Origin of the sequence: Schaalia odontolytica (assembly GCF_009730335.1) — a bacterium.
GTDB classification, from domain to species: domain Bacteria; phylum Actinomycetota; class Actinomycetes; order Actinomycetales; family Actinomycetaceae; genus Pauljensenia; species Pauljensenia dentiphila.
Genome location: NZ_CP046315.1, coordinates 916,872 through 939,187, shown reverse-complemented (window position 1 = coordinate 939,187; position 22,316 = coordinate 916,872). Strand labels below are relative to the sequence as shown.

General features: G+C 67.1%; 22 protein-coding genes. 3 read left to right on the top strand and 19 right to left on the bottom strand.

Annotation, left to right across the window (positions count from 1 at the left end; translation table 11 throughout):
* Positions 1 to 7 precede the first annotated feature (7 nt).
* From smpB to FOC40_RS04050, 13 genes are all read right to left on the bottom strand, one after another.
* A complete protein-coding gene (gene smpB, locus FOC40_RS04105; protein ID WP_003790105.1) occupies positions 8 to 535 on the bottom strand; it encodes an SsrA-binding protein SmpB in 528 nt (175 codons plus the stop codon).
* Between the two features lie 86 nt (positions 536 to 621).
* Positions 622 to 1,896, bottom strand: coding sequence for a peptidoglycan DD-metalloendopeptidase family protein (locus FOC40_RS04100; RefSeq protein ID WP_039929232.1), 1,275 nt, complete (start codon positions 1,894 to 1,896; stop codon positions 622 to 624).
* Positions 1,897 to 1,901: 5 nt separating this feature from the next.
* The gene (ftsX, locus tag FOC40_RS04095; protein ID WP_003790110.1) at positions 1,902 to 2,816 is read right to left on the bottom strand and encodes a permease-like cell division protein FtsX; all 915 of its coding nucleotides are present in this window, start codon (positions 2,814 to 2,816) and stop codon (positions 1,902 to 1,904) included.
* Between the two features lie 5 nt (positions 2,817 to 2,821).
* Complete coding sequence (gene ftsE / locus FOC40_RS04090; RefSeq protein WP_003790113.1) at positions 2,822 to 3,511, bottom strand: cell division ATP-binding protein FtsE; 690 nt, start codon at positions 3,509 to 3,511, stop codon at positions 2,822 to 2,824.
* Between the two features lie 192 nt (positions 3,512 to 3,703).
* Complete coding sequence (gene prfB / locus FOC40_RS04085) at positions 3,704 to 4,825, bottom strand: peptide chain release factor 2 (protein ID WP_003794356.1); 1,122 nt, start codon at positions 4,823 to 4,825, stop codon at positions 3,704 to 3,706.
* A gap of 136 nt (positions 4,826 to 4,961) precedes the next feature.
* A complete protein-coding gene (gene gdhA / locus FOC40_RS04080) occupies positions 4,962 to 6,323 on the bottom strand; it encodes an NADP-specific glutamate dehydrogenase (RefSeq protein ID WP_003790117.1) in 1,362 nt (453 codons plus the stop codon).
* Positions 6,324 to 6,395: 72 nt separating this feature from the next.
* Positions 6,396 to 6,839, bottom strand: a complete 444-nt coding sequence (locus FOC40_RS04075) for a hypothetical protein (RefSeq protein WP_003794358.1) — start codon at positions 6,837 to 6,839, stop codon at positions 6,396 to 6,398.
* Complete coding sequence (locus FOC40_RS04070) at positions 6,832 to 7,230, bottom strand: hypothetical protein (RefSeq protein WP_003794362.1); 399 nt, start codon at positions 7,228 to 7,230, stop codon at positions 6,832 to 6,834. The genes FOC40_RS04075 and FOC40_RS04070 overlap by 8 nt, the downstream gene beginning before the upstream one ends.
* On the bottom strand, positions 7,227 to 7,601 hold the full coding sequence (locus tag FOC40_RS04065) for a hypothetical protein (RefSeq protein WP_003794364.1): 375 nt from the start codon (positions 7,599 to 7,601) through the stop codon (positions 7,227 to 7,229). Before FOC40_RS04065 ends, FOC40_RS04070 begins: the two co-directional genes overlap by 4 nt.
* Positions 7,588 to 7,758 (bottom strand): membrane protein, encoded by a 171-nt coding sequence (locus tag FOC40_RS10575; protein WP_003790126.1) that lies wholly within the window; start codon positions 7,756 to 7,758, stop codon positions 7,588 to 7,590. Before FOC40_RS10575 ends, FOC40_RS04065 begins: the two co-directional genes overlap by 14 nt.
* Positions 7,759 to 7,773: 15 nt before the next feature.
* Positions 7,774 to 8,670 carry a type II secretion system F family protein gene (locus FOC40_RS04060; RefSeq protein ID WP_003794367.1) on the bottom strand — a complete coding sequence of 299 codons (897 nt, stop codon included), beginning with the start codon at positions 8,668 to 8,670 and terminating at the stop codon, positions 7,774 to 7,776.
* A complete protein-coding gene (locus FOC40_RS04055) occupies positions 8,670 to 9,533 on the bottom strand; it encodes a type II secretion system F family protein (protein ID WP_039929237.1) in 864 nt (287 codons plus the stop codon). Before FOC40_RS04055 ends, FOC40_RS04060 begins: the two co-directional genes overlap by 1 nt.
* Positions 9,530 to 10,744 carry a CpaF family protein gene (locus FOC40_RS04050; RefSeq protein ID WP_003794371.1) on the bottom strand — a complete coding sequence of 405 codons (1,215 nt, stop codon included), beginning with the start codon at positions 10,742 to 10,744 and terminating at the stop codon, positions 9,530 to 9,532. The genes FOC40_RS04055 and FOC40_RS04050 overlap by 4 nt, the downstream gene beginning before the upstream one ends.
* A 143-nt stretch (positions 10,745 to 10,887) precedes the next feature.
* Between FOC40_RS04050 and FOC40_RS04045 the strand changes: the two genes are divergently transcribed.
* Entirely contained in the window at positions 10,888 to 12,069 is a 1,182-nt protein-coding gene (locus FOC40_RS04045; protein ID WP_003794373.1) for a phosphotransferase, read from the top strand.
* Positions 12,070 to 12,190: 121 nt separating this feature from the next.
* Here FOC40_RS04045 and FOC40_RS04040 read toward each other — a convergent pair whose 3' ends face one another.
* From FOC40_RS04040 to rfbA, 3 genes are read right to left on the bottom strand one after another with little or no spacing between them, the layout of a single operon-like run.
* A complete protein-coding gene (locus tag FOC40_RS04040; protein WP_003794375.1) occupies positions 12,191 to 12,583 on the bottom strand; it encodes a DUF2304 domain-containing protein in 393 nt (130 codons plus the stop codon).
* On the bottom strand, positions 12,580 to 13,335 hold the full coding sequence (locus FOC40_RS04035) for a glycosyltransferase family 2 protein (protein WP_003794377.1): 756 nt from the start codon (positions 13,333 to 13,335) through the stop codon (positions 12,580 to 12,582). Before FOC40_RS04035 ends, FOC40_RS04040 begins: the two co-directional genes overlap by 4 nt.
* A complete protein-coding gene (rfbA, locus tag FOC40_RS04030) occupies positions 13,336 to 14,208 on the bottom strand; it encodes a glucose-1-phosphate thymidylyltransferase RfbA (protein WP_003790141.1) in 873 nt (290 codons plus the stop codon).
* Positions 14,209 to 14,402: 194 nt separating this feature from the next.
* On the opposite strand from rfbA, the gene FOC40_RS04025 reads away from it, so the two are divergent.
* Positions 14,403 to 15,830, top strand: a complete 1,428-nt coding sequence (locus tag FOC40_RS04025; protein ID WP_003794379.1) for a sugar nucleotide-binding protein — start codon at positions 14,403 to 14,405, stop codon at positions 15,828 to 15,830.
* Positions 15,831 to 16,381: 551 nt separating this feature from the next.
* Here the strand turns inward: FOC40_RS04025 and FOC40_RS04020 are convergent.
* The 3 genes from FOC40_RS04020 to FOC40_RS04010 form a co-directional block, all read right to left on the bottom strand.
* Positions 16,382 to 18,430: an N-acetylmuramoyl-L-alanine amidase gene (locus FOC40_RS04020; protein ID WP_003794382.1), complete on the bottom strand. Its 2,049-nt coding sequence runs from the start codon at positions 18,428 to 18,430 to the stop codon at positions 16,382 to 16,384.
* Positions 18,431 to 18,643: 213 nt separating this feature from the next.
* Positions 18,644 to 19,825, bottom strand: a complete 1,182-nt coding sequence (locus FOC40_RS04015) for a glycosyltransferase (RefSeq protein ID WP_003794384.1) — start codon at positions 19,823 to 19,825, stop codon at positions 18,644 to 18,646.
* Entirely contained in the window at positions 19,819 to 21,123 is a 1,305-nt protein-coding gene (locus FOC40_RS04010) for a nucleotide sugar dehydrogenase (protein WP_003794386.1), read from the bottom strand. Before FOC40_RS04010 ends, FOC40_RS04015 begins: the two co-directional genes overlap by 7 nt.
* Here FOC40_RS04010 and FOC40_RS04005 point away from each other — a divergent pair.
* Complete coding sequence (locus FOC40_RS04005; RefSeq protein WP_003794389.1) at positions 21,116 to 22,312, top strand: glycosyltransferase family 4 protein; 1,197 nt, start codon at positions 21,116 to 21,118, stop codon at positions 22,310 to 22,312. The genes FOC40_RS04010 and FOC40_RS04005 overlap by 8 nt on opposite strands.
* Positions 22,313 to 22,316 lie beyond the last annotated feature (4 nt).

Below are 22,316 nucleotides of genomic sequence, written 5' to 3'. Positions count from 1 at the left end.
CTTTCCCTTACCTGCGGGCCTGCTTCACGTAGCGGCGCATCGCTCGCTCGGCCTCGCGCTGATCCTGCTTCTCACGCAGGGCCTGACGCTTATCCCATTCCTGCTTGCCCTTGGCCAGGGCGATTTCGACCTTGACGCGGCCACCGATGAAGTACAGCTCCAGGGGCACGATCGTGTAGCCCTTCGCGGCCACGCGGTCCTGCATGCGGTCGATCTCCGCGCGGTGCAGCAGCAGCTTGCGCTTGCGCGTGGGCGCGTGGTTCGTCCACGAGCCCTGCGAGTACAGCGGAATGTTGGCGCCGTAGAGCCAGGCCTCTCCCCCGTTGATCTCGACCCAGGCATCGACGAGGGACGCGCGGCCCATGCGCAGCGCCTTCACCTCGGTGCCCATGAGGGCCAGGCCGGCCTCCCACGTGTCTTCGATCGTGTAGTCGTGGCGCGCCTTCTTGTTACGGGCGATCGTCTTCTTCGCGTCGGAGGCAGCCTTGGCGCGCTGCCCCTCCGTGGGCTTGGGCTTCTTCCATTCCTTGGGCATGCTACCTCCTTTCAGACTCGTTTTCCGCACACCCTGCGGAAAGACCCCCGCAGCGAAATCGCTACGAGGGTCCATCCTAACGCGGATTACAAATAATCCATCGGTTCAACATAACTTCCGTTCTGAAGAACACCAAAATGCAGGTGGCAGCCCGTCGCGTAGCCGGTCGAGCCGACCTCGCCCAGCGCGTCGCCCGCGTTCACGTACTGGCCCGGGGACACGTACTGGGCCTGCATGTGCAGGTATTCGGTGATGACGGAGTTGCCGCCGACGAGGCCGTGGTTGATATCCACGTAGTTGCCTGCCGACACGTCGGAGGACACGGCGTTCACGTAGCCCGAGGCCACGGCGCGGATGACCGTGCCGCAGTCCGCGGCCATGTCGGTGCCCGAGTGGCCCTTCATGACGCCCAGCACGGGGTGGTAGCGCATACCGAACGGGGAGGTCACGACGATCGGAATGTCGAGGGGGTTACGGAAGCCCGAGGCCGACACGTAGGAGGCGCCCGACGCACGGTTTGCCGCGTCAATGGCCGCCAGCTCGGCGCTGCGCGCCTGGTAGTCGGCTTCCGCCTGGCTGAGGGAGGCCTCGACTTGGCCCTTCTGGGCGTCCCACTCGGCCTGCTTGGCCTGAGCCTGCTCCTTGAGGCTGTTGAGCTCGGTGAGCTTGGCGTCGGCCTCGTTCTTGGCTTGCTTGGCCTCCTCCTCAGCCTGCGCGGCCTTGACCTCAAGGTCGGTAATACGCTCCGTGATGGCGTCCTGGCGCGTGGCCTGGGTGCGCTGGGACGAGGACACGTCCAGCGCGGCCGTCATCGTCTGGCTCTCCGTGCGCAGCGCCATATCGGCCGCCGCCGCACGGTCTGTGATCGACTCCGTACCGCCCGCAGTCAGGGCCACCGCGACCGGGTCGACGTTGCCCTCGCGGTACTTGCGACGCACGAGGTCAGCAATCGCGCGCTGCGCGTCGCCGGCCTGCGTGGTCGCCTGGTTCAGCGACTGACCGATGCGGCTCTGCTCGCCCTGAGCGGCGCTCAGCTCACCCATGATCGTCGCATGTTCACGGGTCTTTTGGTCATACGTCGCGGTCGCGCTCTCGTAGGCGGCCTGAGCCACCGGGATCTGCCCGTTGAGCGCCTGCAGGTCGATGAACACCTGGGCGAGCGACGCGTCGATGCCCTCCAGCTGCGACTGCAGGGCGTTGACCGTCGCCTCGGCCTCGGCGGCCGCGTTCGCGGCGGCGTCGCGCTCATCGTCCGCACGCGCGGGCAGGGCCTGGCTCATCGCCGCAAACGAGGCGACCGCGAGGGCCAGCGCGCCGGCGCGCAGCGCGCGACGACCAGGACGATGCGAGGAGAGGGACATGAGAATCACGCCTTCGTGTACTTCGCGAGCGAGAACGCCGAGGCAATAACCGCCAGCGCTACCGCCGCCAGGACGAGGATCGGCGTCATGATCGCGACCTCGCCCATGCCGATAAAGTTCGTCCAGCGGAACGACGGGGCCATCCACCCCTGGACGATGAAGTGCACGCCCGCGAACAGGGTACCGATCGCGAAGGCGGCGCCCACCAGCGCGGCGAGCGCGCCCTCGATCATGAAGGGGGCCTGAATGAACAGGTTCGAGGCACCCACGTAACGCATGATCTGGGTTTCCTGCTCACGGCTCATGGCGCTCAGGCGGATCGTCGTCGAGATCAGCAGGATCGCGGCGACGACCATGATCGCACCGAGGCCCAGCGCAGCCGTACGGGCGGCGCCCAGCACGCGGAACAGCGGCTCGACGACCTCACGCTGGTCGCGCACCTCGGACACGCCCGCGGTCCCGGAGAACTCCTCCTTGACCACCGAGTACTGCTCGGGATTGACCAGCTTGATGCGGAACGCGAACTGGAGCATCTCCGGAGTGGTCCACTGGGTCAGGGCGTTGTTGCCGTTGAGACGCTGGAAGTTCTCGTATGCCTCTTCCTTCGTCTCCTCGTACACGTTGGCCACGTAGGGGGTCATCTCGGCGGACGCCAGCTTCTGGCGCACCGCGTCGATCTGCGCGTCGGTCGCCTCGGTTGCGTTACAGTTCGCGGCCGCGTCGTTGATGGCGCACATGTAGATCGTGACCTCGATCTTGTCGTACCACTCCGACTTCATCTTGGACACCTGCATCTGGGTCAGGCCCGCGATGCCCACGAAAAGGAGGGACACGAAGGTCACGAGGATGACGGCGACGCTCATCGCGCGGTTACGCGACAGGCCCTTGCCGACCTCGGACAGAATAAAACGAAGCTTCACTAGTCTTACCTCCCGGCCCCGTAGACGCCGCGGTTCTGGTCGCGCACGACGTCGCCGCTGGCGAGCTCGATGACGCGCTTACGCATCTGGTTCACGATGTCCGCGTCGTGGGTAGCCATGACGACGGTCGTGCCCGTGCGATTGATTCGGTCGAGGAGACGCATGATGCCTAGCGACGTCTCCGGGTCAAGATTGCCGGTGGGCTCGTCCGCGAGCAGCAGCTCGGGACGGTTCACCATGGCGCGCGCGATCGCGACACGCTGTTCCTCACCGCCGGACAGCTCGTGCGGCAGGCGCGATTCCTTGCCGGACAGGCCCACCAGCTCGAGGGCGTCCGGGACGGCCGTCTCGATCGCGTGGCGAGGCTTGCCGATGACCTGCATGGCCAGAGCGACGTTCTCGTACACGGTCTTGGAGGGCAGCAGTCGGAAGTCCTGGAAGACCGTGCCGATCTGACGGCGCAGCTTTGGAACCGCCCACGTGGACAGCTTGGACACGTCCTTGCCGAGCACCCACACCTTCCCGCTGGTCGCCTTTATTTCGCGCATGACGAGCTGCAAGAACGTGGATTTACCGGAACCTGACTTGCCGACGAGGAACACGAATTCTTCGCGTTCCACCTCCAGCGAGACGTGGTCCAGCGCGGGCTGGGCACCTGGCGTGTACACCATGGTGACATCTTCAAAACGAATCATGGGACCGTCCGATCGGGGTCAATAGTCCCTGTCAGATTAGGTAACGATCGTGTCACGGCCCGGCTACGACACGCGGAAAACAGGCGGTGTGGCGCTCAGCCCTCCACCTGGGGACACTTGGACACGCTACCCGGCCCCGGCCTCGTTCATGAATCGACGAGCCCGGGGCCGGGTAGTGCGTATGGGCGTCGCTCAGTCCTGAGCTGCCTTCTGCTCGTTCTTGCGCCAGCGGATTCCAGCGTTGATGAAGCCGTCGATGTCGCCATCGAAGACAGACTGGGGATTGCCGGACTCGTACTCGGTGCGCAGGTCCTTGACCATCTGATACGGCTGGAGCACGTAGGAGCGCATCTGATCGCCCCACGACGCCTTGACGTCGCCGGCGAGTTCCTTCTTCTTCGCCTGCTCTTCCTCGTGACGCAACACGAGGAGGCGGGACTGCAGGACTCGCAGAGCGGCCGCACGGTTCTGGATCTGGGACTTCTCATCCTGCATGGACACGACGATGCCCGTGGGGATGTGCGTCATGCGCACGGCCGAGTCGGTCGTGTTCACGGACTGGCCGCCTGGGCCCGAGGAGCGGAAGACGTCCACCTTCAGCTCGGACTCGGGGATCTCGATGTGGTCAGTTGTCTCGATGAGGGGGATGACCTCGACAGCCGCGAACGACGTCTGGCGGCGGCCCTGATTGTCGAAGGGGCTGATACGCACGAGGCGGTGGGTGCCAGCCTCGACGCTCAGCGTGCCGTAGGCGTAGGGCGCCTGAACCTCGAAGGTCGCCGACTTCAGGCCGGCCTCTTCCGCGTAGGAGGTGTCCATAACCTTCGTCGGGTAGCCGTGACGCTCCGCCCAACGCAGATACATGCGCAGGAGGATCTCGGCGAAGTCGGCGGCGTCCACGCCGCCCGCGCCGCTTCGGATCGTGATGACGGCGTTACGCTCGTCGTACTCGCCGTCCAGCAGCGTACGGATCTCCAGGTCGCCCAGGTCCTTGCGCAGCTTCTCCAGGTCGGCCTCGGCCTCGGCGAGGATGTCAGCGCCCTCATCCGGGTCCTCAGCGGCCATGTCCACCATGGCCTCCAGGTCGTCGATGCGCTCGCTCATCTGCGTGATGCGGTCCAGCTCGCTCTGACGGTGGCTGAGAGCGCTCGTGACGGCCTGGGCGGCGCTCGGGTCGTCCCACAGGTCGGGCGCTGCCGCCTTCTCATTCAGCTCGGCGATCTGCTCGCGCAGCTTGTCCGGCTGCACGACCGCGATGATGTTCTCCATCGTGGTGCGCAGGGACGGGATCTCTTCAGAAAATTCAATGGCCACGCACCCAGGGTAGCGGATCGGAAGCCCAACGAGGAACGCTAAGGGGCGACGGTGGCGGGGCTTACTCCCCTACCTGCCGCAGATACGACGGTGCCCCGACGCCACACAGGACGCCGGGGCACCGAAAGAGAGAGGATCAGATGAGACCCATCGCGATCATCGCGTCGGCCACCTTGCGGAAGCCCGCCAGGTTCGCACCCGCCACGTAGTCGCCCGCGACGCCGTATTCTTCGGCGGTGGCGACGGTGGTCGCGTGGATGTCGACCATGATCTGGTGAAGCTTCGCGTCGGTCTCCTCGAAAGGCCACTGGGTGCGGCCGGAGTTCTGCTGCATCTCGAGGCCGGAGGTGGCCACGCCACCAGCGTTCGAGGCCTTGCCGGGGGCGTAGGCAACGCCGGCGGCCTGCAGGGCTTCGATCGCCTCGGGGGTCGTGGGCATGTTCGCGCCCTCGGCGACCAGCTGGACGCCGTTCTTGATGAGGGTCTCGACGCCGGACAGGGGCAGCTCATTCTGGGTCGCGCAGGGCAGCGCAACGTCACAGGGGACGTCCCAGATGGAGCCGTCGGCCACGAAGACGGCGCCGGGGCGCTCGGCCGCATAGTCGGAGACGCGTCCACGACGCACCTCCTTGATGTCCTTGAGCAGCGCGACGTCGATGCCGGCCTCGTCCACGACGTAGCCGGAGGAGTCGGACACAGCGACGACGGTCGCGCCCAGCTGCTGAGCCTTCTCGGTCGCGTAAATCGCGACGTTACCCGAGCCGGAGACCACGACGCGCTTGCCATCGAAGCTAGTGCCCTTCGCGGCGAGCATTTCGGCAGCGAAGTAGACGAGGCCGTAGCCGGTGGCCTCGGTGCGCACGTAGGAGCCGCCCCAGGACAGGCCCTTGCCCGTCAGGACACCCGCGTCGAAGCGGTTCTTGAGGCGCTTGTACTGGCCGAACATGTAGCCGATCTCGCGGCCGCCCACGCCAATGTCGCCGGCGGGCACGTCAGTGTCGGGGCCGATGTGGCGGGAGAGCTCAGTCATGAAGGACTGGCAAAAACGCATGACCTCGGCGTCGGACTTGCCCTTGGGGTCGAAGTCCGCGCCGCCCTTGCCGCCGCCCATGGGCAGGCCGGTGAGGGCGTTCTTGAAGATCTGCTCGAAGCCGAGGAACTTGATGATCGACAGGTTCACGGAGGGGTGGAAGCGCAGGCCACCCTTGTAGGGGCCGAGGGCGGAGTTGTACTCGACGCGGAAGCCGCGGTTCACATGGATGTTGCCCTTGTCGTCGGCCCACGGGACGCGGAACTGGATCTGGCGCTCGGGCTCGACGATGCGGTCGATGATGGCCAGGTCGGCGTATTCGGGGTGACGCTCAGCGAGGGGGGCGATGGTCAGGAGGACCTCGTAGACGGCCTGGTGGAACTCGGCCTGGGCGGGGTCGCGGCGCTGGACGGATTCGAAAACGGAGGCCAGCGCGGGGGAAAGACGAGATGTATCAAAGCTGCTCATGGCCTAAAGTTTACGTTTCGTTTACTCAACCTTCCCTCGCCGTCCCACGATGTGACCGTCGCGGACGCCACTTTAGGGTGGCCCCTGCACCCCGCGCAGGCGCGCACTCGAGGTCCTCACCAGCTCGGGAACCACCGCGCTGCGCAGCACCGGAGGCAGGAGGGAGACCCTGGGGTGCGCCCTCACGCCGACCTCCACCTCTCCGCTGCTCACGCTGACCCAGGAGACGCTCACCCCGTCCCCGACCCGGCACGTCGAGTCCGACAGACCCGCGAGCGCACGGTCGACGCGAGAGCTCGCCGTCTCCTCGTCAACCCCGAGGTTTCCTCCCGCGAAGACCGTGGACGCGGAGGCTCCCGACACCCCGGCGCTGGCCAAGGCGTCGGCGCAGGACACGAGGCGGCGGTCCTGCATCGCGACCTCGGTGAGCGCGATCGACACGACGAGCAGTAGGCACACGAAGGCGCAGCCCGCGCACATGAGGATCCCGACGCGCCCCTCCTCCCCTTCACTCACGGGCGACCACCTCCCGCACGGGCGCGCGGGCGCTCGAGGAGACACCCACGCCGAGGCCGCCGAGCCAGGCGGGCATGAAGGGCAGCGGGACCTGCACGGACACGCGCACGTCAACAGCCCCTTCTCCGTCCTGGCAGTTCTCGCACGTCGAGGCCACCTCAGGGGTCGCATTCACGCCGAAATCCTCGACGATGAGGGTGACGGCGTGGTTCGCGTCGGCCGTTCGATCCGGGTCCTCGGCGAGGATACGTGCGGCCTCGCGTGCCCCCGCGTCTACCGCCATCGCTCCCGCGCTCACCTGGCCGATCGCGAGCACGATGTAGAGCACCGGGATCACGACGACGACCAGGATCCCCAGGAATTCGACGCTGGCGTCGCCCCGCTCGCTCACGGCCCCTCCACCAGGGCACGCCCGCGCACGGTCAGCCACCTCGGACCGAGTCCTCCGACGAGCGGCAGGCGCGTGCGCACGGTGACGGTGAGGACGTCGACGCCCGCATCGCTCTCACGGTCCACGGCGATCTCGCGATCCTTCGCGGCCCCCACGAGCGAGTCGAGGAGTTCGCTCGTGCGCGCCCGGGCCTCGTCCTCATCCCCTCCGAGGAGGCCGCCTCGGCGCGCGCCCTCGGACGCAGCACTCACGCTCATCGTGCGCACGTGCGAGGCGAAGGCCAGCTGAAGGAGCAGGAGGATGACGAGGACGACGAGGCCCTGAACAAGGACCGTCGAGACGACCTCGGATCCCTCCTCAGATGCCCGCAATCGAGTCCATCGCACGATTAAAGATCTCCACGAGCCGCTCTGAGGCAACACCCCAGATGAGGACGACGAGCGCGGCCGTCATGAGGGTGATGAGGACCCACCCGGGCACGTCGCCGCGCTCCCCGAGGGGAGCCTTCCTGAGAAAGAGTTTCTTCATGACTGTTTCCTTCCTTCACGGGGTGAAATCCAGGGCGATGAGCCCCGGGTAGAGGGCGAACATGACGGTGACGGGCAGGATGAGGAAGACGACGGGCAGGAGCATCGCGATCTCGCGGCGCCCACCCTCTTCCATGAGGGCGGCGAGAGAGCGTTCGCGCTGGTCCCGCGCCTGATCGTGCAGGACCGAGGCCAGGGGCGAGCCGCGCTCGATCGCCGTGGTGAGGGTGCGACTCAGGCGCGTGAGGGCTGGGGATTCGGTGCGCTCGACGAGGTCGGCGAGTGCGCGCACGGAGGGCGTGCCGTTGCGGATGTGCCCGGCTGTCAGCGACAGCTCTGCCCCGAGGGGACCTCCCGCGCAGCCGGCGACGCGCTCGATAGCGGCCGGGATCGACTCGCCGGCGGCCACCGCGAGCGCGAGGAGTTCCGAGCAGTCGGGCACAGAGGCGTCAATCGCGCGCTGGCGGGCATTCGCGCGCATGGTGAGGAAGCGGTCCATGCCGGCGACCCCAAGGAGGGTGCCGACGAGCGCGCAGGCGCACAGGGGAATGAAAGAGGCCCGCAGGGAGGAAGCGTGGCGCGCGGCGACGAGGGCGCATGCGGCGACGAGGCCTGCCACCCCTGCGACTGCCTGGCGCAGCCGGAAGACGGACACGTCCGGGTTCATACCGGCCAGGGAGAGCCTGCGGGCCACGGATTCGCTCGTGGACCCGAGAGAATCGAGGGCTGAGGCGCTCATTCGGCGCGCCCACGCGACGAGCGCGGAGGGCGGGCGCTCCTGCACGCGCCCCTGCGCGACGCGGTCAACGAAGGAGGGACGGCGTGCGAGGGCGGCGGCCAGGATGAGGACGAGGCCCGCGCCGGCGACGAGGGCGACGGCCAGGTCGAGGGCACGCATAATCCACGGATTCATCAAGCGCCCCCAAGGTTCCTCGGGTCGGTGCTCAGGCGGCCCATGGCCTTCATGATCAGGTAGGCGATGACGCAGATGCCAGCCCCCGAGCACAGGACGGCGACACCGCCCGGCGAGTTCCACACATGTGCGCTGGCCCCGCCTCCCGACAGGAGGAGAAGGACGACCCATGGGGCCGCGAGGCCGAGGCGAGCGGCGCCCACGGTCCAGGATTGACGCGCCTCGAGTTCTCCGCGCACGCGCGCATCCTCACGCAGGAGCGAGGCAAGGTCTTGAAGCAGGCGCGTCAGGTCCGCCCCGCCGACAGATCGAGCGATGCGCAGCGCCTCGACGATGCGGTCGGCAACGGGATCGGCGACCGTCTCTTTCATCGTGTCCAGAGCGAGCTCGAAACGGCCATTAGCGCTGTAATCCCTCGAGAATGCTTCGAAGGCGAAGCGCACGGGGACGGGCCCCTCGTCGGCCAGGTCGCAAAGCACCTGGGGCAGCGCCGTGCCCGCACGCACACCGGACACCATGGCGTCGATAACCTCAGGCCAGGCGGCCCGAACAGTCTTCGCGTGTGCTCCCAGGCGCGAGACGACCCACGCGTAGGGCATGAACGCGACGCCAACGGAGACGATGAGGGCGACGGGCCAGGCTCCCGTGACGGCCAGGATGACGAGCGCAACAACGATTGCGACTCCGAGGCTCAGCGCGATGAGGCGCGCTGCCGTCAATCCGGGGATGCGAGCACGGGCTACATCCTCACACAGGCGCTTCCACGGCCCCCACGGCCGCCAAGCCGGCGGCGGCGTGAACCAGGGGGACACGGCCAGGACGAGGCCGATCCCGAACACGAGCCCGCACACGATCGCAATCACGCCGGCCCCCAATCCAGGAGGGACGCGAGGTCGAAGCCTGCGGTAGCGAAACGGTCGTGCAGGTCGAGGCCGCCCCTGCCTCGTGTACACCGGCGCCCATCGAAGCGGAAGAGCGTGGCTGTCTCGATCCGATTTCCTTCGACGCGTCCTGAGACCGCCATGATCTCGGCGACGTGGCGCTGCCCGTCCACGCCGCGCTCAACGTGACACACGAGATCGATGGACGAGGCCAGGGTCGGGGTGACGAACCCCGTCGTCACATTCTCCCCCGCCAGGAGCGGCAGGATCGAGAGCTTGTCGAGGGCCTCGCGGGCCGAGTTCGCGTGCACAGTCGCCATGCCCGGCACGCCCGCGTTGAGGGCCACCAGCAGGTCGAGGGCTTCGGGGCCTCGGACCTCGCCGACGATCAGGTACTCGGGGCGCATACGCAGCGATTCGCGCACGAGGTCACGCAGCGTTATCTCGCCCGTCCCCTCCGCGCCGGCCGGGCGTGTCTGCATCGCGACGTGGTCCCAGTTAGCCAGGCCCAACTCGAAGACTTCCTCGCAGGAGATGACGCGGCGCGACCTGGGCAACTCCCCCGCAAGGGCGCGCAGGAGCGTCGTCTTCCCGGCCTGCGTGCCGCCCGAGACGAGGACAGAGAGCCCGACGGAGACGGCGGCCGCCAAAAAATCCCTCATCGGAGGGGCGAGCATATCGACCGAGACCAGGTCGTCCAGGGTGCGGGCGCGCTGGATGTGCTTGCGGATGTTGACGCTCCACGACGATCCCGTGACGGGAGGGATAACGACGTGGAGGCGTTCCCCGCCCGCGAGCATCGCATCCACGAAGGGGCTGGACAGATCGAGCCTGCGCCCGGAGTGGTGGAGCATGCGCTCGACGAGGGCGCGCACGTCCTCGTCCGTGAGGATCAGGCTGGTCAGCTCTGCGACACCCGCGCGGGCCACGAACACGCGCGAGGCCGCATTGATCCAGATTTCCTCGACCGAGGGATCATCCATGAGCGCCTGAAGCGGGCCCAAGCCGCAGATGTCGTCCATGAGGTCCGCTTCGACCTGCTCGCGGGCCGTGGGCAGCAGATCGGGCGCATACCTGTCGATGGCGCGGTGAATGAGCAGACGCACGGAGCGAGGATCTCGGGCCGCGTCGACTCCGCTCGCGGCTAAGTCCTCACGCACCCGTGCGGCGAGCGCGCGCGTCGTGGCTTCCATCGCTGCGCCTCCTTGCTACAGACCGGGTCAATGTGTCAAAAGTAACAGAGTTTTTCGGCAAGGAGCAAACCCACATTCGTTCAATCCTCCTCGCGCCCGCGCGGGGATGAGCGCCCGGGCCCAGGCCGCGATACGTTAAGGCAATGACCTCCCGCAAGAGCCCCCTCGAACTGGCAGCCCTGGCCACCGCAGCCGTCCCCGGCATGCGCGTCACCGCCCTGCGCCCGCCCACCTACAGCGACGAGCTCTCCACCGTGACCGGCATCGAAGACGCCGCCGGACACCGCTGGATCGTCACCTGCCCCCACGAGGAGGTCTCCGGACCCGCGCTCGAGGCGACCTCCGGCATCCTGGATCGACTCGGCCAGGCACACGACCATGACTACATTCCCTTCGACGTGCCGCGCCTGGCAGGCCAGGTAAAGACCAGCGACGGCGGTACCGTCTACGTCCACCGCGACCCGGGCGGCACCGCCCCCTCGGACGAGGATCTTGACACCGATCCCCTGCTGCCCTCATCCCTCGGACGTGCCCTCGCAGCCCTGCACAACCTCCCCGAGACCGTCTTCTCCTCGATTGGCCTGCCCAGCTACACGGCCATCGAGTGCCGCGACCGCAACCTCGCCCTCCTCGACGAGGCCGCCCGCGAAGTCGCCATCCCCGCCGCCCTGTGGAGCCGCTGGGAGACCGCCCTCGAGGACGTGTCCCTGTGGCGCTTCCCCTCCGCACCCATCCACGGCGATATCCAGGAGCGCTGCCTGTCCGTCAAGCGCGGCTCACTCCTCGCCATCGGCGGCTGGACCAGCGCACACGTCGGCGACCCCGCACTCGACATCGCATGGGTCCAGGCCACCGCCTCCGACGCTTTCCTCGACCGTTTCCGCGAGACCTACGGCCACGAGCGCCGCGCCACCGACCTGCACGTCTTCACGCGCGCCCAGCTCCTGTCCGAGATCGCGCTCGTGCGCTGGCTCGTGCACGGCCTGCACGCCGAAGACTCCTCCATCGTCGAAGAAGCCCGCTCAATGCTCGACGACCTGGCAAAAGACCTCGACGGTGAGCCCCTGCTGCCCTCGCACGCATCCGCGATGGGGGCACGCATCTCCCTGACCCCTGTCGAATCCCCCTCCGCCTCACCCGTCGAGGCCTCGAAACCCACCGCGAGCGCGGCGGACGAGACCGACAATGATGCCCCCAGCGAGGACACCGTCCCGGTGTCGCGCCCCGCCTCGGCTCTGAAGCGCAAGCTCGCCGAGGGCGAAGTCGACCCGGCTGCCCCCACTGAGCGCCTCACCCTCGACCCCGACGGCACGCTGCTGCACTAACCGCGCCGCGTCTGTCCACCGTCCTCCCTCCCGCGGGCGCTCCCACATCACAAACCGGGGCCCGTCAGGTTTCCACCTGACGGGCCCCGGCCTCGTTTATTCAGTTGCGCGCGCCGACGCCTCAGTGGGACTGACCGTCCCCCCGGTGGGACGCCTCGAGAGCATCGACGCGGCGCTGCAGATCCTCCACCTGCAGGCGCAGGATCGCAGCCTCCTCAGTCAGGCGACGTCGATCCTCATCCGAACGCGACAGGTCCACCGAGAAACGCAGCGACAGGAGAAGCAGCACCACCCCCGCCAGGAAGAACCCGAGGTTCAGCGGAACGACAACACCGAGCTGCAGCGCCGTCCACTTCAGGATCGGCGGGAAGATGGACAGCAGCGCCGTAAAGAAGGCGATGCAGTACCACCACAGGCCGTAGCGTTCCTTCAGACCTGAGTTACGCATCTTGACGAACACCATCACCAAGATGATGATCGCGAACACCAGTCCGAGCAGATAAGTGGGGCTCATGCATTCTCCTCCGGCGCCGGGGCGACCTTCTCACCGGGACGCGACAGCGAGACCGCGAGGGCCATCGTCGCCTGCACCAGGAAGAGCGCCGATTTGATCGGGTTGTGGGAGGGCTCGCCGCCCGCGCGCGGGTGCATCTGCACGCCGACCTCGCGCACGACCAAGTGCGAGCGCGCCGCAATGACGAGCGCACCGATCGTGTCACCGAGGTATTCGGCCGGGTAGTTGTGCGCGAAGAGCGAGAGCGCGCGGGGACCGTAGAGCTTGAAACCGCTGGTCGTATCGCTCAAGCGAGTCTCACACACGCGCGAGAGGATGAACGAGAAGAGGTTCATCGCCCACTTGCGCGGGCCCCGCGCATGGTAGTTGCCCTTACCCGCAAAACGCGAGCCGATGACGACGTCCGCGTGCTCGCTTGAGGCCGTCTCGATGAGCGTCTCAATCTCGCGCGGATCGTGCTGGCCGTCCGCGTCGAGCTGACACGCATACTCGTAGCCCACGCGCCGCGCGTACTGGAAGCCGGCGCGCATCGCGCCGCCGACCCCCAGGTTGAGCGGCAGGTCGAGGACGGCCACGCCCGCGGCGCGCGCGATATCGGCGGTCGCGTCCGTCGACCCGTCGGAGACCACGAGGATGTCCGCGAATGAAGGTTTTTCAGCCTTCACCATCTCGAGGACATCACCGAGCACCTCCTCCTCGTTCCACGCGGGAATAACGATGAGCAGGCGGGACTGAGCACTGGGACGGCTCACTCAGCGCCCCTCTCGCTCAAGCAGCTCGAGCAGGTAGGCACCGTAGCCGGACTTGACCAGGGGCTCGGCGCGCTGACGCAGGCCTTCGTCGTCAATGAAACCCATACGCCACGCGACCTCTTCGGGGGCACCGATCTTCATGCCCTGGCGGGCCTCGACCGTACGCACGAAGGCGGTGGCGTCAGCGAGGGAGTCGAACGTACCGGTGTCGAGCCACGCGGTGCCGCGCGGGAGGACCTCGACCTTGAGCTTGCCGGCCTCGAGGTAGGAGCGGTTCACGTCGGTGATCTCGTACTCACCGCGCGCGCTCGGCTTGAGGTTGCGGGCGATCTCGACCACGTCATTGTCGTAGAAGTACAGGCCAGGCACCGCGTAGTTCGACTTGGGGTGCTCGGGCTTCTCCTCGATGGACAGCGCGTTGAACTCCTCGTCGAATTCGACGACGCCGTACTCACGCGGGTTGGACACGTGATAGGCGAAGACGGCACCGCCGTCGGGGTCGACGTGACGGCGCAGCTGGGCACCCATGCCGGGACCGTAGAAGATGTTGTCGCCCAGGACCAGGGCGGCACTGTCGTTACCCACATGATCGGCACCGAGCACGAAGGCCTGCGCGAGGCCGTTGGGCTCGTGCTGGACAGCGTAGGAGATGTTGACACCAAGCTGGCTGCCATCGCCGAGCAGGCGGTGGAACGACGGCGCGTCGTGGGGGGTCGTAATGACGAGGACCTCAGAAATGCCCGCCAGCATGAGGGTCGACAGCGGGTAGTAGATCATCGGCTTGTCGTAGACGGGGACGAGCTGCTTCGATGTCCCCAGCGTAATCGGGTTGAGACGGGTGCCCGAGCCGCCCGCCAGGATGATGCCTTTCATGTTGCCTCCGCTTCCCGGCGCGTCCTCGTGTGGGTCGCGCGTCGTTGACAATTATCCCTATACAACAGTATTTTTCACAACTTTGTCCCCGCGCGCGCCCATGGGTCGGCGTACACCGCCGCGGGGGCGCAGATCGGATAGTATTTACATGGAATGTTGCGTCCGCACAAAAACCACGCACGTAAGGAAGAACCATGGCGCCCACCGCTAAGCCCCTGGGGATTACGACCACGCCGATCCCCGGCTTTTTGCGCATTGATCTGACTGTTCACGGCGATAACCGAGGCTGGTTCAAGGAGAATTGGCAGCGCGAGAAGATGGTCGCGCTGGGCCTGCCGGATTTCCAGCCCGTGCAGAACAACATCTCGTTCAACGACGAGGTCGGCGTGACGCGAGGCATTCACGCGGAGCCGTGGGATAAGTTCGTGTCGGTCGCAACCGGTCGCGTATTTGGCGCGTGGGTGGACCTGCGCGAGGGCCCGTCCTTCGGCACCGTCTACACGACGATCATTGATCCGGGCGTCGCGGTGTTCGTCCCCAAGGGCGTGGGCAACTCCTACCAGACTCTGGAGCCGAACACGGCCTACACGTACCTGGTCAACGACCACTGGTCGCCGGACGCGCGCTACACCTTCCTGAACCTGGCTGACGAGACGGCCGCCGTGGATTGGCCGATCCCGCTCGAGCGCGCCATCCTGTCCGACAAGGACAAGGCACACCCGCGCATGGCCGATGTGACCCCCTTCCCTGCCCCGGCTCCCTTGGGTCGTCGCGCGCTCGTGACGGGCGCAAACGGCCAGCTGGGCCGCGAGCTCATGCGCGCGCTGCCCGAGGCAGGCTTCACGGTGACGGGCGTGGACCTGCCCGAGGTATCGATTTCCGACGCCGAGCGGGTGGCCGCTCTGCCGTGGGATGACATCGACGTGGTGATCAACGCGGCGGCGTGGACGAACGTCGACGGCGCTGAGACGCCCGAGGGTCGCCGTGCGACCTGGCAGGCGAACTCGACGGGCCCGGCAATCCTGGCCCGCGAGGCGACCGCTCACGGTGCGACGATGGTCCACATCTCGACGGAGTACGTCTTCGATGGCACGCAGGACGTGCACATTGAGGATGAGGCCCCCTCTCCCCTCGGCGCGTACGGCCAGTCGAAGGCGGGCGGCGACGCCGCTGTGGCCTCGACGCCGAAGCACTACATTGTGCGCACCTCCTGGGTTGTGGGCGACGGCAAGAACTTCCTGAAGACCATGGTGTCCCTGGCGGATCAGGGCACATCCCCCTCGGTCGTGTCCGACCAGGTGGGCCGCCTGACCTTCACCTCCGACCTGGCCAAGGGTATTATTCACCTGCTGACCAGCGACGCCCCATTTGGCACCTACAACCTGTCGGGCGAGGGACCGGTCATGAGTTGGGCGCAGATCGCCAAGCGTGTGTTCGAGCTGTGCGGCCGCAATCCGGAAGACGTCACCGAGGTGACGACGGAGGAGTACTTCGCGGGCCGCGAGGTAGCTCCGCGTCCGCTGTCCTCCGTCCTCGACCTGACGAAGATCAAGGCCGCGGGCTTCACCCCCGAGGATTCCTCGCAGCGCATCGACTCCTACGTCGCTTCTCTGCGCGGCTAATCGCCACACGTACGAGGCCCCGGGCGCTTTGGAAAGCGCCCGGGGCCTCGTGCAAACTGGGCTACTCACGGAGGCGCGCTCATTGTCGCGCACGTTCGACTCCGCGGGGTTTTCACGTGTGTCGCTCCCCAGCTCGCCAGCCGAGCGCGATTCTGGATAGGAAACGACGTTCTGGATAGGAAACGACGTTCTGGATAGGAAAATAAGCTATCCAGAACGCAATAACCTATCCAGATGCGCATAACCTATCCAGATGCGCACGTCCTATCCGGCGCACATGATCGAGGGTAGCTACGGACGCTCAAGCACCGGAGCGGAGCAACAGCGAAGTGCCCGACAACACCGGACCACCCCAGCACACTGCTACAAATCCCCCAATTCCGCATGCAATTCCCCGACATCTCTTTCAACTTTTGAAACCACGCCGTTGGTATTCCAACGTTTTCTCAATACGGCAAAACAGACCTGATGGGAATTGCCTGCGAGATGAAAGGCCGGGGCCAGCCACGCTGAATCGCGCAGCCGGCCCCGGCCTCGTCACAGAAGAACTCTCAGAAGTACGCCTTCATCATGGACACCAGATCGTAGCCATAGTTCTTGGCAGCGGCCCAGCCAGTGCGGTTGGGGTTCTCCTGAATGCCCAGGTACTCAACCACGGGGGCCGCGCCCTTGCGCACGTAGGTGAAGCGCGGGTCGACGACCGCGTTTGCGAGCGACGCCGTGGTCACCGAGGAGTCCGCGTAGGCGCGCAGGTGCTGGACCTGGGCGCGGATGCCCGTGCGAACATCCGGGAAGGAGGCGCCCTTCGCGCCGCCGCCAACCGCACCAATGCCGGAGAAGTTGTACTGGTTGACGGTCACGTCGCCGCCGAAGCGCAGCCAGCCCGTTTCCTTCATCGCCTGGACGAAGACCAGCTCGGGGGACACACCTTCGGCCACGGCCTCGTCGTAGACGATGGACGCGAAGTCGCGGATCGTCGGCGCACCGCCAGCGGCCAGGGCGCTCGGGTAGCTGTAGCCGGCCTGATCCCAGGCGTCTTCCATCGCGTCGATAATGTCCGCGCGCGAGGCGGTGGGTGCACTCATGATGAGGCGCTGACCGGACGCGTTCGTGACGGAAGCGCTGCGGGAGGCCGCCTGAGCGTCGCCGCCGTCCGCGTAGCCGAGCCACGCGCCGGAGGAAGCAAAGTTCGATGCGCGGCCGTCAACGGTGACCGTGCCCGTCGCCATCGCGCCCGAGTTCGGGTCCAGCCAGTACCAGGCGCCGTCCAGGAGCCAGCCGGTGCTCATCGCGCCGGAAGAGTTCAGGTGGTACCAGGTGTCGCTCACCTTGGTCCAGCCGGTCATCATGGCGCCCTCATCATCCAGGTAGTACCACTTGCCGGCGTCGAGGAGCCAGCCGGTGACCATCTGGCCGCTTGAACGCATGTAGTACCAGCGGTTGTCATCCTCAGTCAGCTGCCAGCCGGTGAGCATGCGCGCGTCGTCCTCGAAGAGGTACCAGGCGCCATCAACGTTGGTCCAGCCAATCGCAGCCGCACCGTCGGCGCGCAGCCAGTACCAGTTGTTGCCATCCTTGAGCCAGCCGGTGACCATGACGCCGTCAGCGTTCATGTAGTACCAGGAGCCGGCGACCTTCACCCAGCCGGTGGCCATGTCGCCATCAGGATGCAGGTAGTACCACTTGCCGCTTTCCTTCTTCCAGCCCGTCACCATGGCGGTGGAGTCATCGAAGAAGTAGCGGCGTCCGTTGATGGTGGACCATCCGCGGATCGTCTGCTTGTTGGAGCCGGCCCAGTACCAGCGACCACCGGCAGAGAACCAGCCGGTCTTGGCCACGCCGTTGGAGATGAAGCTCCAGGAGTCGCCGGCTGCGCGCCAGGTGCCCTTGCTCAGCCCGTAGGCCTGGGCGATGCCGGTCGCATCGGCGACACCGAGGGAGCGCACGAAGCTCTCGTTGCGCAGGAGGGCGGCATCGGTCGTCGAGGTGAGGAACGCATGCTCGACAATGACGCCGGTCATGTTCTCTTCGCGAGCCTGGCGGATGATCGCGTAGTAGTCGCCGGTCGAGCCGTCCGGGTAGTTGTAGTAGGGGTTGTCACGCGTCTTGATGCCGCGATCAGCCAGCCCGAGGCCGGTCAGCTGCTTCTGGATAGCATTCGACAGGGTACGTCCCTGCGTGTGGGTGCCGTAGTTGTACGAGGAAGAGTTCGCGTACCAGACCTCCGCACCCTTTGCGATGGGCGAGGCCGAGTTGAAGTGGATGGAGACGAGGGCGTCCGCATCCTCCGCGGCCGCCATCTCAACGCGGCGGGACAGGTCGGTGCTGATGTTCTCCGAGGGACGGGTGTCCGTCGTGCGGGTCATGACGACACGGACACCGTCGTAGCTTTCCAGCTCTTCCTTCAGGGCCAGCGAGACCGCGAGGGTCAGGTCTTTCTCACGCAGGCCGTTTGCGACCGCGCCGGGGTCGGAGCCACCGTGCCCGGGGTCGATGGCGATCGTGATGCCAGCTGCGTGCGCGGGCGGCACGAGGGCCGCTGCGGCTGCGCCGAGGGCCAGGCTGAGCCCGGCGACGATGGTCCTCCACGAGGAGCGCATAGTGATCCTTCAAGTTGCTGATGTGACAGTCGTGATTGTAGATGTTTATGTTGTAACTGTAAACATGAGAATAGTTACATGCATGAACTCACGCAAACTGAAACGATAGCTTTTTAGATACGAGACGAGGTAGGCTCCCCTCCGCCAATGCGCGATCGCATCAGGACGCACCGACGCACAACCGCGTCAGCCCGAGGGAGAAAAGCCGAAGGCCTACGCGAGCGCCGACCGAACCACCGCGGCCGCAGCGCGCGACGAGGCCTCGACTGACCGATGCATGCTCACCCAGGCGCGTGCACCCTCAGCACCCACCCAGGCGGCAGTCCCCGACGCGAGACCAACCATGGCCTCGGCAACCTCATCGGCGTTGAGGTTGCACGCGACTCCGAGTTCCCCCTCCGCGATGTCACGGGCAGCCTGACCGGGCCCCGCGTAAATGACGGGAGTGCCCTGCGCGAGGGAGGCGAGGATCTTCGTCGGGTAGGCGTAGTCGTATCCACCCGGTCGCAGCGAGGCGAGCGTCGCGGTGGCTCGCGCCATCCACCGGTCCGCCTCCTCGGCACTGACTGCGGGGATCATTTCGACGCCGGCCACACCTCGCGAGCGCTCGGCGAGGGCATCCCATCCGCTCCCCTGCCCCACGAACACGAGGCGCGCGTCCCCGAGCCGCGCTCGCGCGCGCTCGAAGGCATCGACGAAGACCTCGGGGGCCAGCCACTGGGCGACTGTGCCCGCGTAGACAAAGACGGGGCCGCCGCAGGTGGGGAATCCTTCCGGGGTGCCGGTAGCCACGGCCTCGGGCACGCGCACGCCGTTGGGAACGACCGCGACATCGCGCGCACCCATGTCGCGCGCGCAGCGGGCGACCCCATCTGACACGGCGATGACGCGGCGGGCACCGCGCAGCGCAAAAGACTCCAGCCCCGCGACCGTGCGCACGACGAAGCCGGGCACACCCGCGAGCGCGGCGGCATCCGAGACAATGTCGGCGCAGTAGTAGACGTAGGGGACGCGGCGCGCCGCGCACGCAATACGGACGGCTGCTCCGGTCGTCGGCGGAGGCTCGGAGACCACCACGTCGGGGCGCGGACCGGCGAGCAGCCGGGCGATGAGGGGCAGGTCGAAAGACATATAGGAGACGTATCCGCGTACCGCTCCCGTACGGTCGCGCAGGACGGGGGCGCGGCGAACCTCGACGAGGCCACTGTCCTCCCCCACATCGACACCACCGTCTGCGAGCCGGCAGGCGTCGCTGGCAACGGAGAGAGCCAGGCGCGAGGTGAGGACCCGGACCCTGTCTCCGCCTGCGGCGAGCGCGCGGGCGAGTGCCCCGAGGCGCAGCGCGGCGGCCGTCGGCTCGGGTGTAAAGGTGCGGGTCGCGAGAGTGACTAGCATGCGGGAGCGCTTCCCCCACCGACGGTGATGCGCGGGGTGCCGGCCCAGGCCTCGGGTGAGGTGATGGCGCGGCCGTCGACGAGGAGGCGCACGCCGGGCAGGTCGGCGGGGACCAGGTTCCGGTAGGCGGCGTGGTCGGCCTGGATGATGGCGACATCCACCGGCTCGCCGAGGTGGTAGGCGTCCCACCCGAAGGCTGCCAGCTCGTCATCGGCGTACAGCGGATCGTGCACGCTCACCTGCGCCCCGGCCTCGCGCAGCGCGTCGACGACGCCGAAGACGCCGGAGAAGGCGGTTTCCTTGACCCCGCCGCGGTAGGTGGCACCCAGGACCGCGACGCGCAGACCCTCAAGGGAACCGAGCAGGGCAGAGGCGCGGGAAACCGCGTAGGCGGGCATATCTGCGTTGGCGGCGCGGGCCGCGGACACGATGGTCGCGTCCGGGTCACCGGCCAGGTACAGGCGCGGGTAGACGGGGATGCAGTGGCCACCGACCGCAATGCCGGGCCGGTGGATGTGAGAGTACGGCTGGGAGTTGCAGGCCTCGATCACGCGAGCGACGTTGATGCCGATCGCGTCCGCATAGCGCGCGAACTGGTTGGCCAGGCCGATATTGACGTCCCGGTAGGTGGTCTCAGCGAGCTTGGCCATTTCAGCGGCCTCGGCCCCACCCATAGGCCACACGCCGTTGGGGCGCGGCAGGTCGTCGCGCTCATCGAAGGAGAGGACGGCCTCGTAGAAGGAAACGCCGTGCGCCTCGCCGGCTTCGCTGAGACCCCCCACGAGCTTCGGATAGCGCGCCAGGTCGGCGAAAACCCGGCCGGTGAGGACACGCTCGGGCGAGAACACGACGTCGAAGTCGCAGCCCTCGATCAGGCCGGAGACCTCCTCGATGAGGGGCTTGTATCGTCCGCGCGTCGTGCCCACGGGCAGGGTGGTTTCATAGGAGACGAGGGTGCCGGGCGTCAGGTGGGCGGCCATCGAGCGGGTGGCGCCGTCCATGACGCGGAAGTCGGGGCGGCTCTCGTTATCGACGACGAGCGGCACGACCATGACAACCGTGTCTGCGCCGGGGATCGCCTCGGCGTACTCGGTCGTGGCGCGCAGAGCGCCGGAGGAGGCAAGCGGGGGCAGGTACTCGGCCAGGTGCGCCTCGCCCGGGAAGGGTTCGACCCCCTCGTTAATGAGGGCGACCACGCCGGGGTTCACGTCCACGCCGACGACGGTGTGTCCGCCGCGCGCGTAGTGTACCGCCAGCGGCAACCCGATCTTGCCCATGCCGACAACCGCGATGCGCATGCGGCTCCCCTTTCCGTCTCCGGCCTCGCTGTTCCCCTCCAGTGTAGTGCCCCTCCCCACCTACAATGGGGGCGTGGATCGCGCGCTGAACCTCCTGCTCTACCCGTCGAACCTGGCCTCGCCCGGTCGCCTGGTGAAGATTGCGCGTTCCCTGTCCCCGCTTTTCTCGCAGACCCACGTTGTCGGGATCAATCAGGGCGGGCTTCCCACGGACGAGGCCGTGGCCCCCACCGTGTACCTCACCCGGATTCGGGGCACGTCCCTGGGTGCGCCCCTGGGTGGTCCGAGGGTCGTCGGCGCGTGGGGGGCGCGCGTGTACCGACGGTTCGCGAGGCAGCGTGTCGCCGCAGTCTCCGCGCAGAACCTGTTCCTGCTGCCCCTCGCGCACGCGTTGGCGCAGCGCACGGGCGCGGTGTTTGCGTACAACGCGCACGAACTGGAGACGGAGACGGTAGGGTCGGCGGGCCTACGCCAGCGCCTCCAGCGCGTGATTGAGCGCCGCTATATCCACCGCGCGGACGTGGTGTCCGTGGTCAACGAGACGATCGCGCAGTGGTACCGCGAAGCCTACCCTGGCGTCGAACCCGTGGTGGTGACGAACGCTCCGACGGGCTCGGATGGGGTCATCGACCTGCGCGGGCAGCTGGGGATCCCGCAGGACGCTCTCCTGTACCTCCATTCGGGATACCTGGCGCCCGGGCGCAACATTCCGTTGATTCTGCGCGCGTTTGAGCAGGTTCAGAACGCGCACGTCGTCTTCGTCGGCGCGGGTGCCCTGCTGCCCGAGGTTGAGCGTGCGGCTGCGACCCACCCGAACATCCACCGCCTGCCTCCCGTGGAGCCGGACCAGGTTCTGGCTATGACGCGCGGGGCTGACGTGGCGCTGTGTCTCATCGAGTCCGGGTGCCTGTCGCACCGCATGTCCACGCCCAACAAGATGATGGAGGCCTTCGCGGCCGGTGTACCTGCGCTGTGTTCTCCTCTGTCCGAGGCCCGCCGCTACCTGGGAGATCAGGCCGACGCGTGGGTGCTGGAGGATCCACAGCGCGAGCTCGTCAGCGCCCTGGAGCGCATCACGCGAAAGGACATCGCGGCTTTCATCGCTCCCACGATTCCCACCTGGGAGGAGGGAGCCACGCGCCTGCGTGAGGCCTACGAGCGAGCACTCGCCGCGCGAGCCCGCCGGTGAAACA

Bases quoted from the DNA above. Each gene is read 5' to 3' on its own strand.
- FOC40_RS04040 (WP_003794375.1), bottom strand. From the start codon at position 12,583: ATGAGCCCCACTTATCTGCTCGGACTGGTGTTCGCGATCATCATCTTG.
- gdhA (WP_003790117.1), bottom strand. From the start codon at position 6,323: ATGAGCAGCTTTGATACATCTCGTCTTTCCCCCGCGCTGGCCTCCGTT.
- ftsE (WP_003790113.1), bottom strand. From the start codon at position 3,511: ATGATTCGTTTTGAAGATGTCACCATGGTGTACACGCCAGGTGCCCAG.
- FOC40_RS10575 (WP_003790126.1), bottom strand. From the start codon at position 7,758: ATGAAGAAACTCTTTCTCAGGAAGGCTCCCCTCGGGGAGCGCGGCGAC.
- FOC40_RS04005 (WP_003794389.1), top strand. From the start codon at position 21,116: ATGCGCATGCGGCTCCCCTTTCCGTCTCCGGCCTCGCTGTTCCCCTCC.
- FOC40_RS04025 (WP_003794379.1), top strand. From the start codon at position 14,403: ATGGCGCCCACCGCTAAGCCCCTGGGGATTACGACCACGCCGATCCCC.
- FOC40_RS04060 (WP_003794367.1), bottom strand. From the start codon at position 8,670: ATGAATCCGTGGATTATGCGTGCCCTCGACCTGGCCGTCGCCCTCGTC.
- FOC40_RS04015 (WP_003794384.1), bottom strand. From the start codon at position 19,825: ATGCTAGTCACTCTCGCGACCCGCACCTTTACACCCGAGCCGACGGCC.
- smpB (WP_003790105.1), bottom strand. From the start codon at position 535: ATGCCCAAGGAATGGAAGAAGCCCAAGCCCACGGAGGGGCAGCGCGCC.
- rfbA (WP_003790141.1), bottom strand. From the start codon at position 14,208: ATGAAAGGCATCATCCTGGCGGGCGGCTCGGGCACCCGTCTCAACCCG.
- FOC40_RS04050 (WP_003794371.1), bottom strand. From the start codon at position 10,744: ATGGAAGCCACGACGCGCGCGCTCGCCGCACGGGTGCGTGAGGACTTA.
- FOC40_RS04020 (WP_003794382.1), bottom strand. From the start codon at position 18,430: ATGCGCTCCTCGTGGAGGACCATCGTCGCCGGGCTCAGCCTGGCCCTC.
- FOC40_RS04045 (WP_003794373.1), top strand. From the start codon at position 10,888: ATGACCTCCCGCAAGAGCCCCCTCGAACTGGCAGCCCTGGCCACCGCA.
- FOC40_RS04010 (WP_003794386.1), bottom strand. From the start codon at position 21,123: ATGCGCATCGCGGTTGTCGGCATGGGCAAGATCGGGTTGCCGCTGGCG.
- FOC40_RS04100 (WP_039929232.1), bottom strand. From the start codon at position 1,896: ATGTCCCTCTCCTCGCATCGTCCTGGTCGTCGCGCGCTGCGCGCCGGC.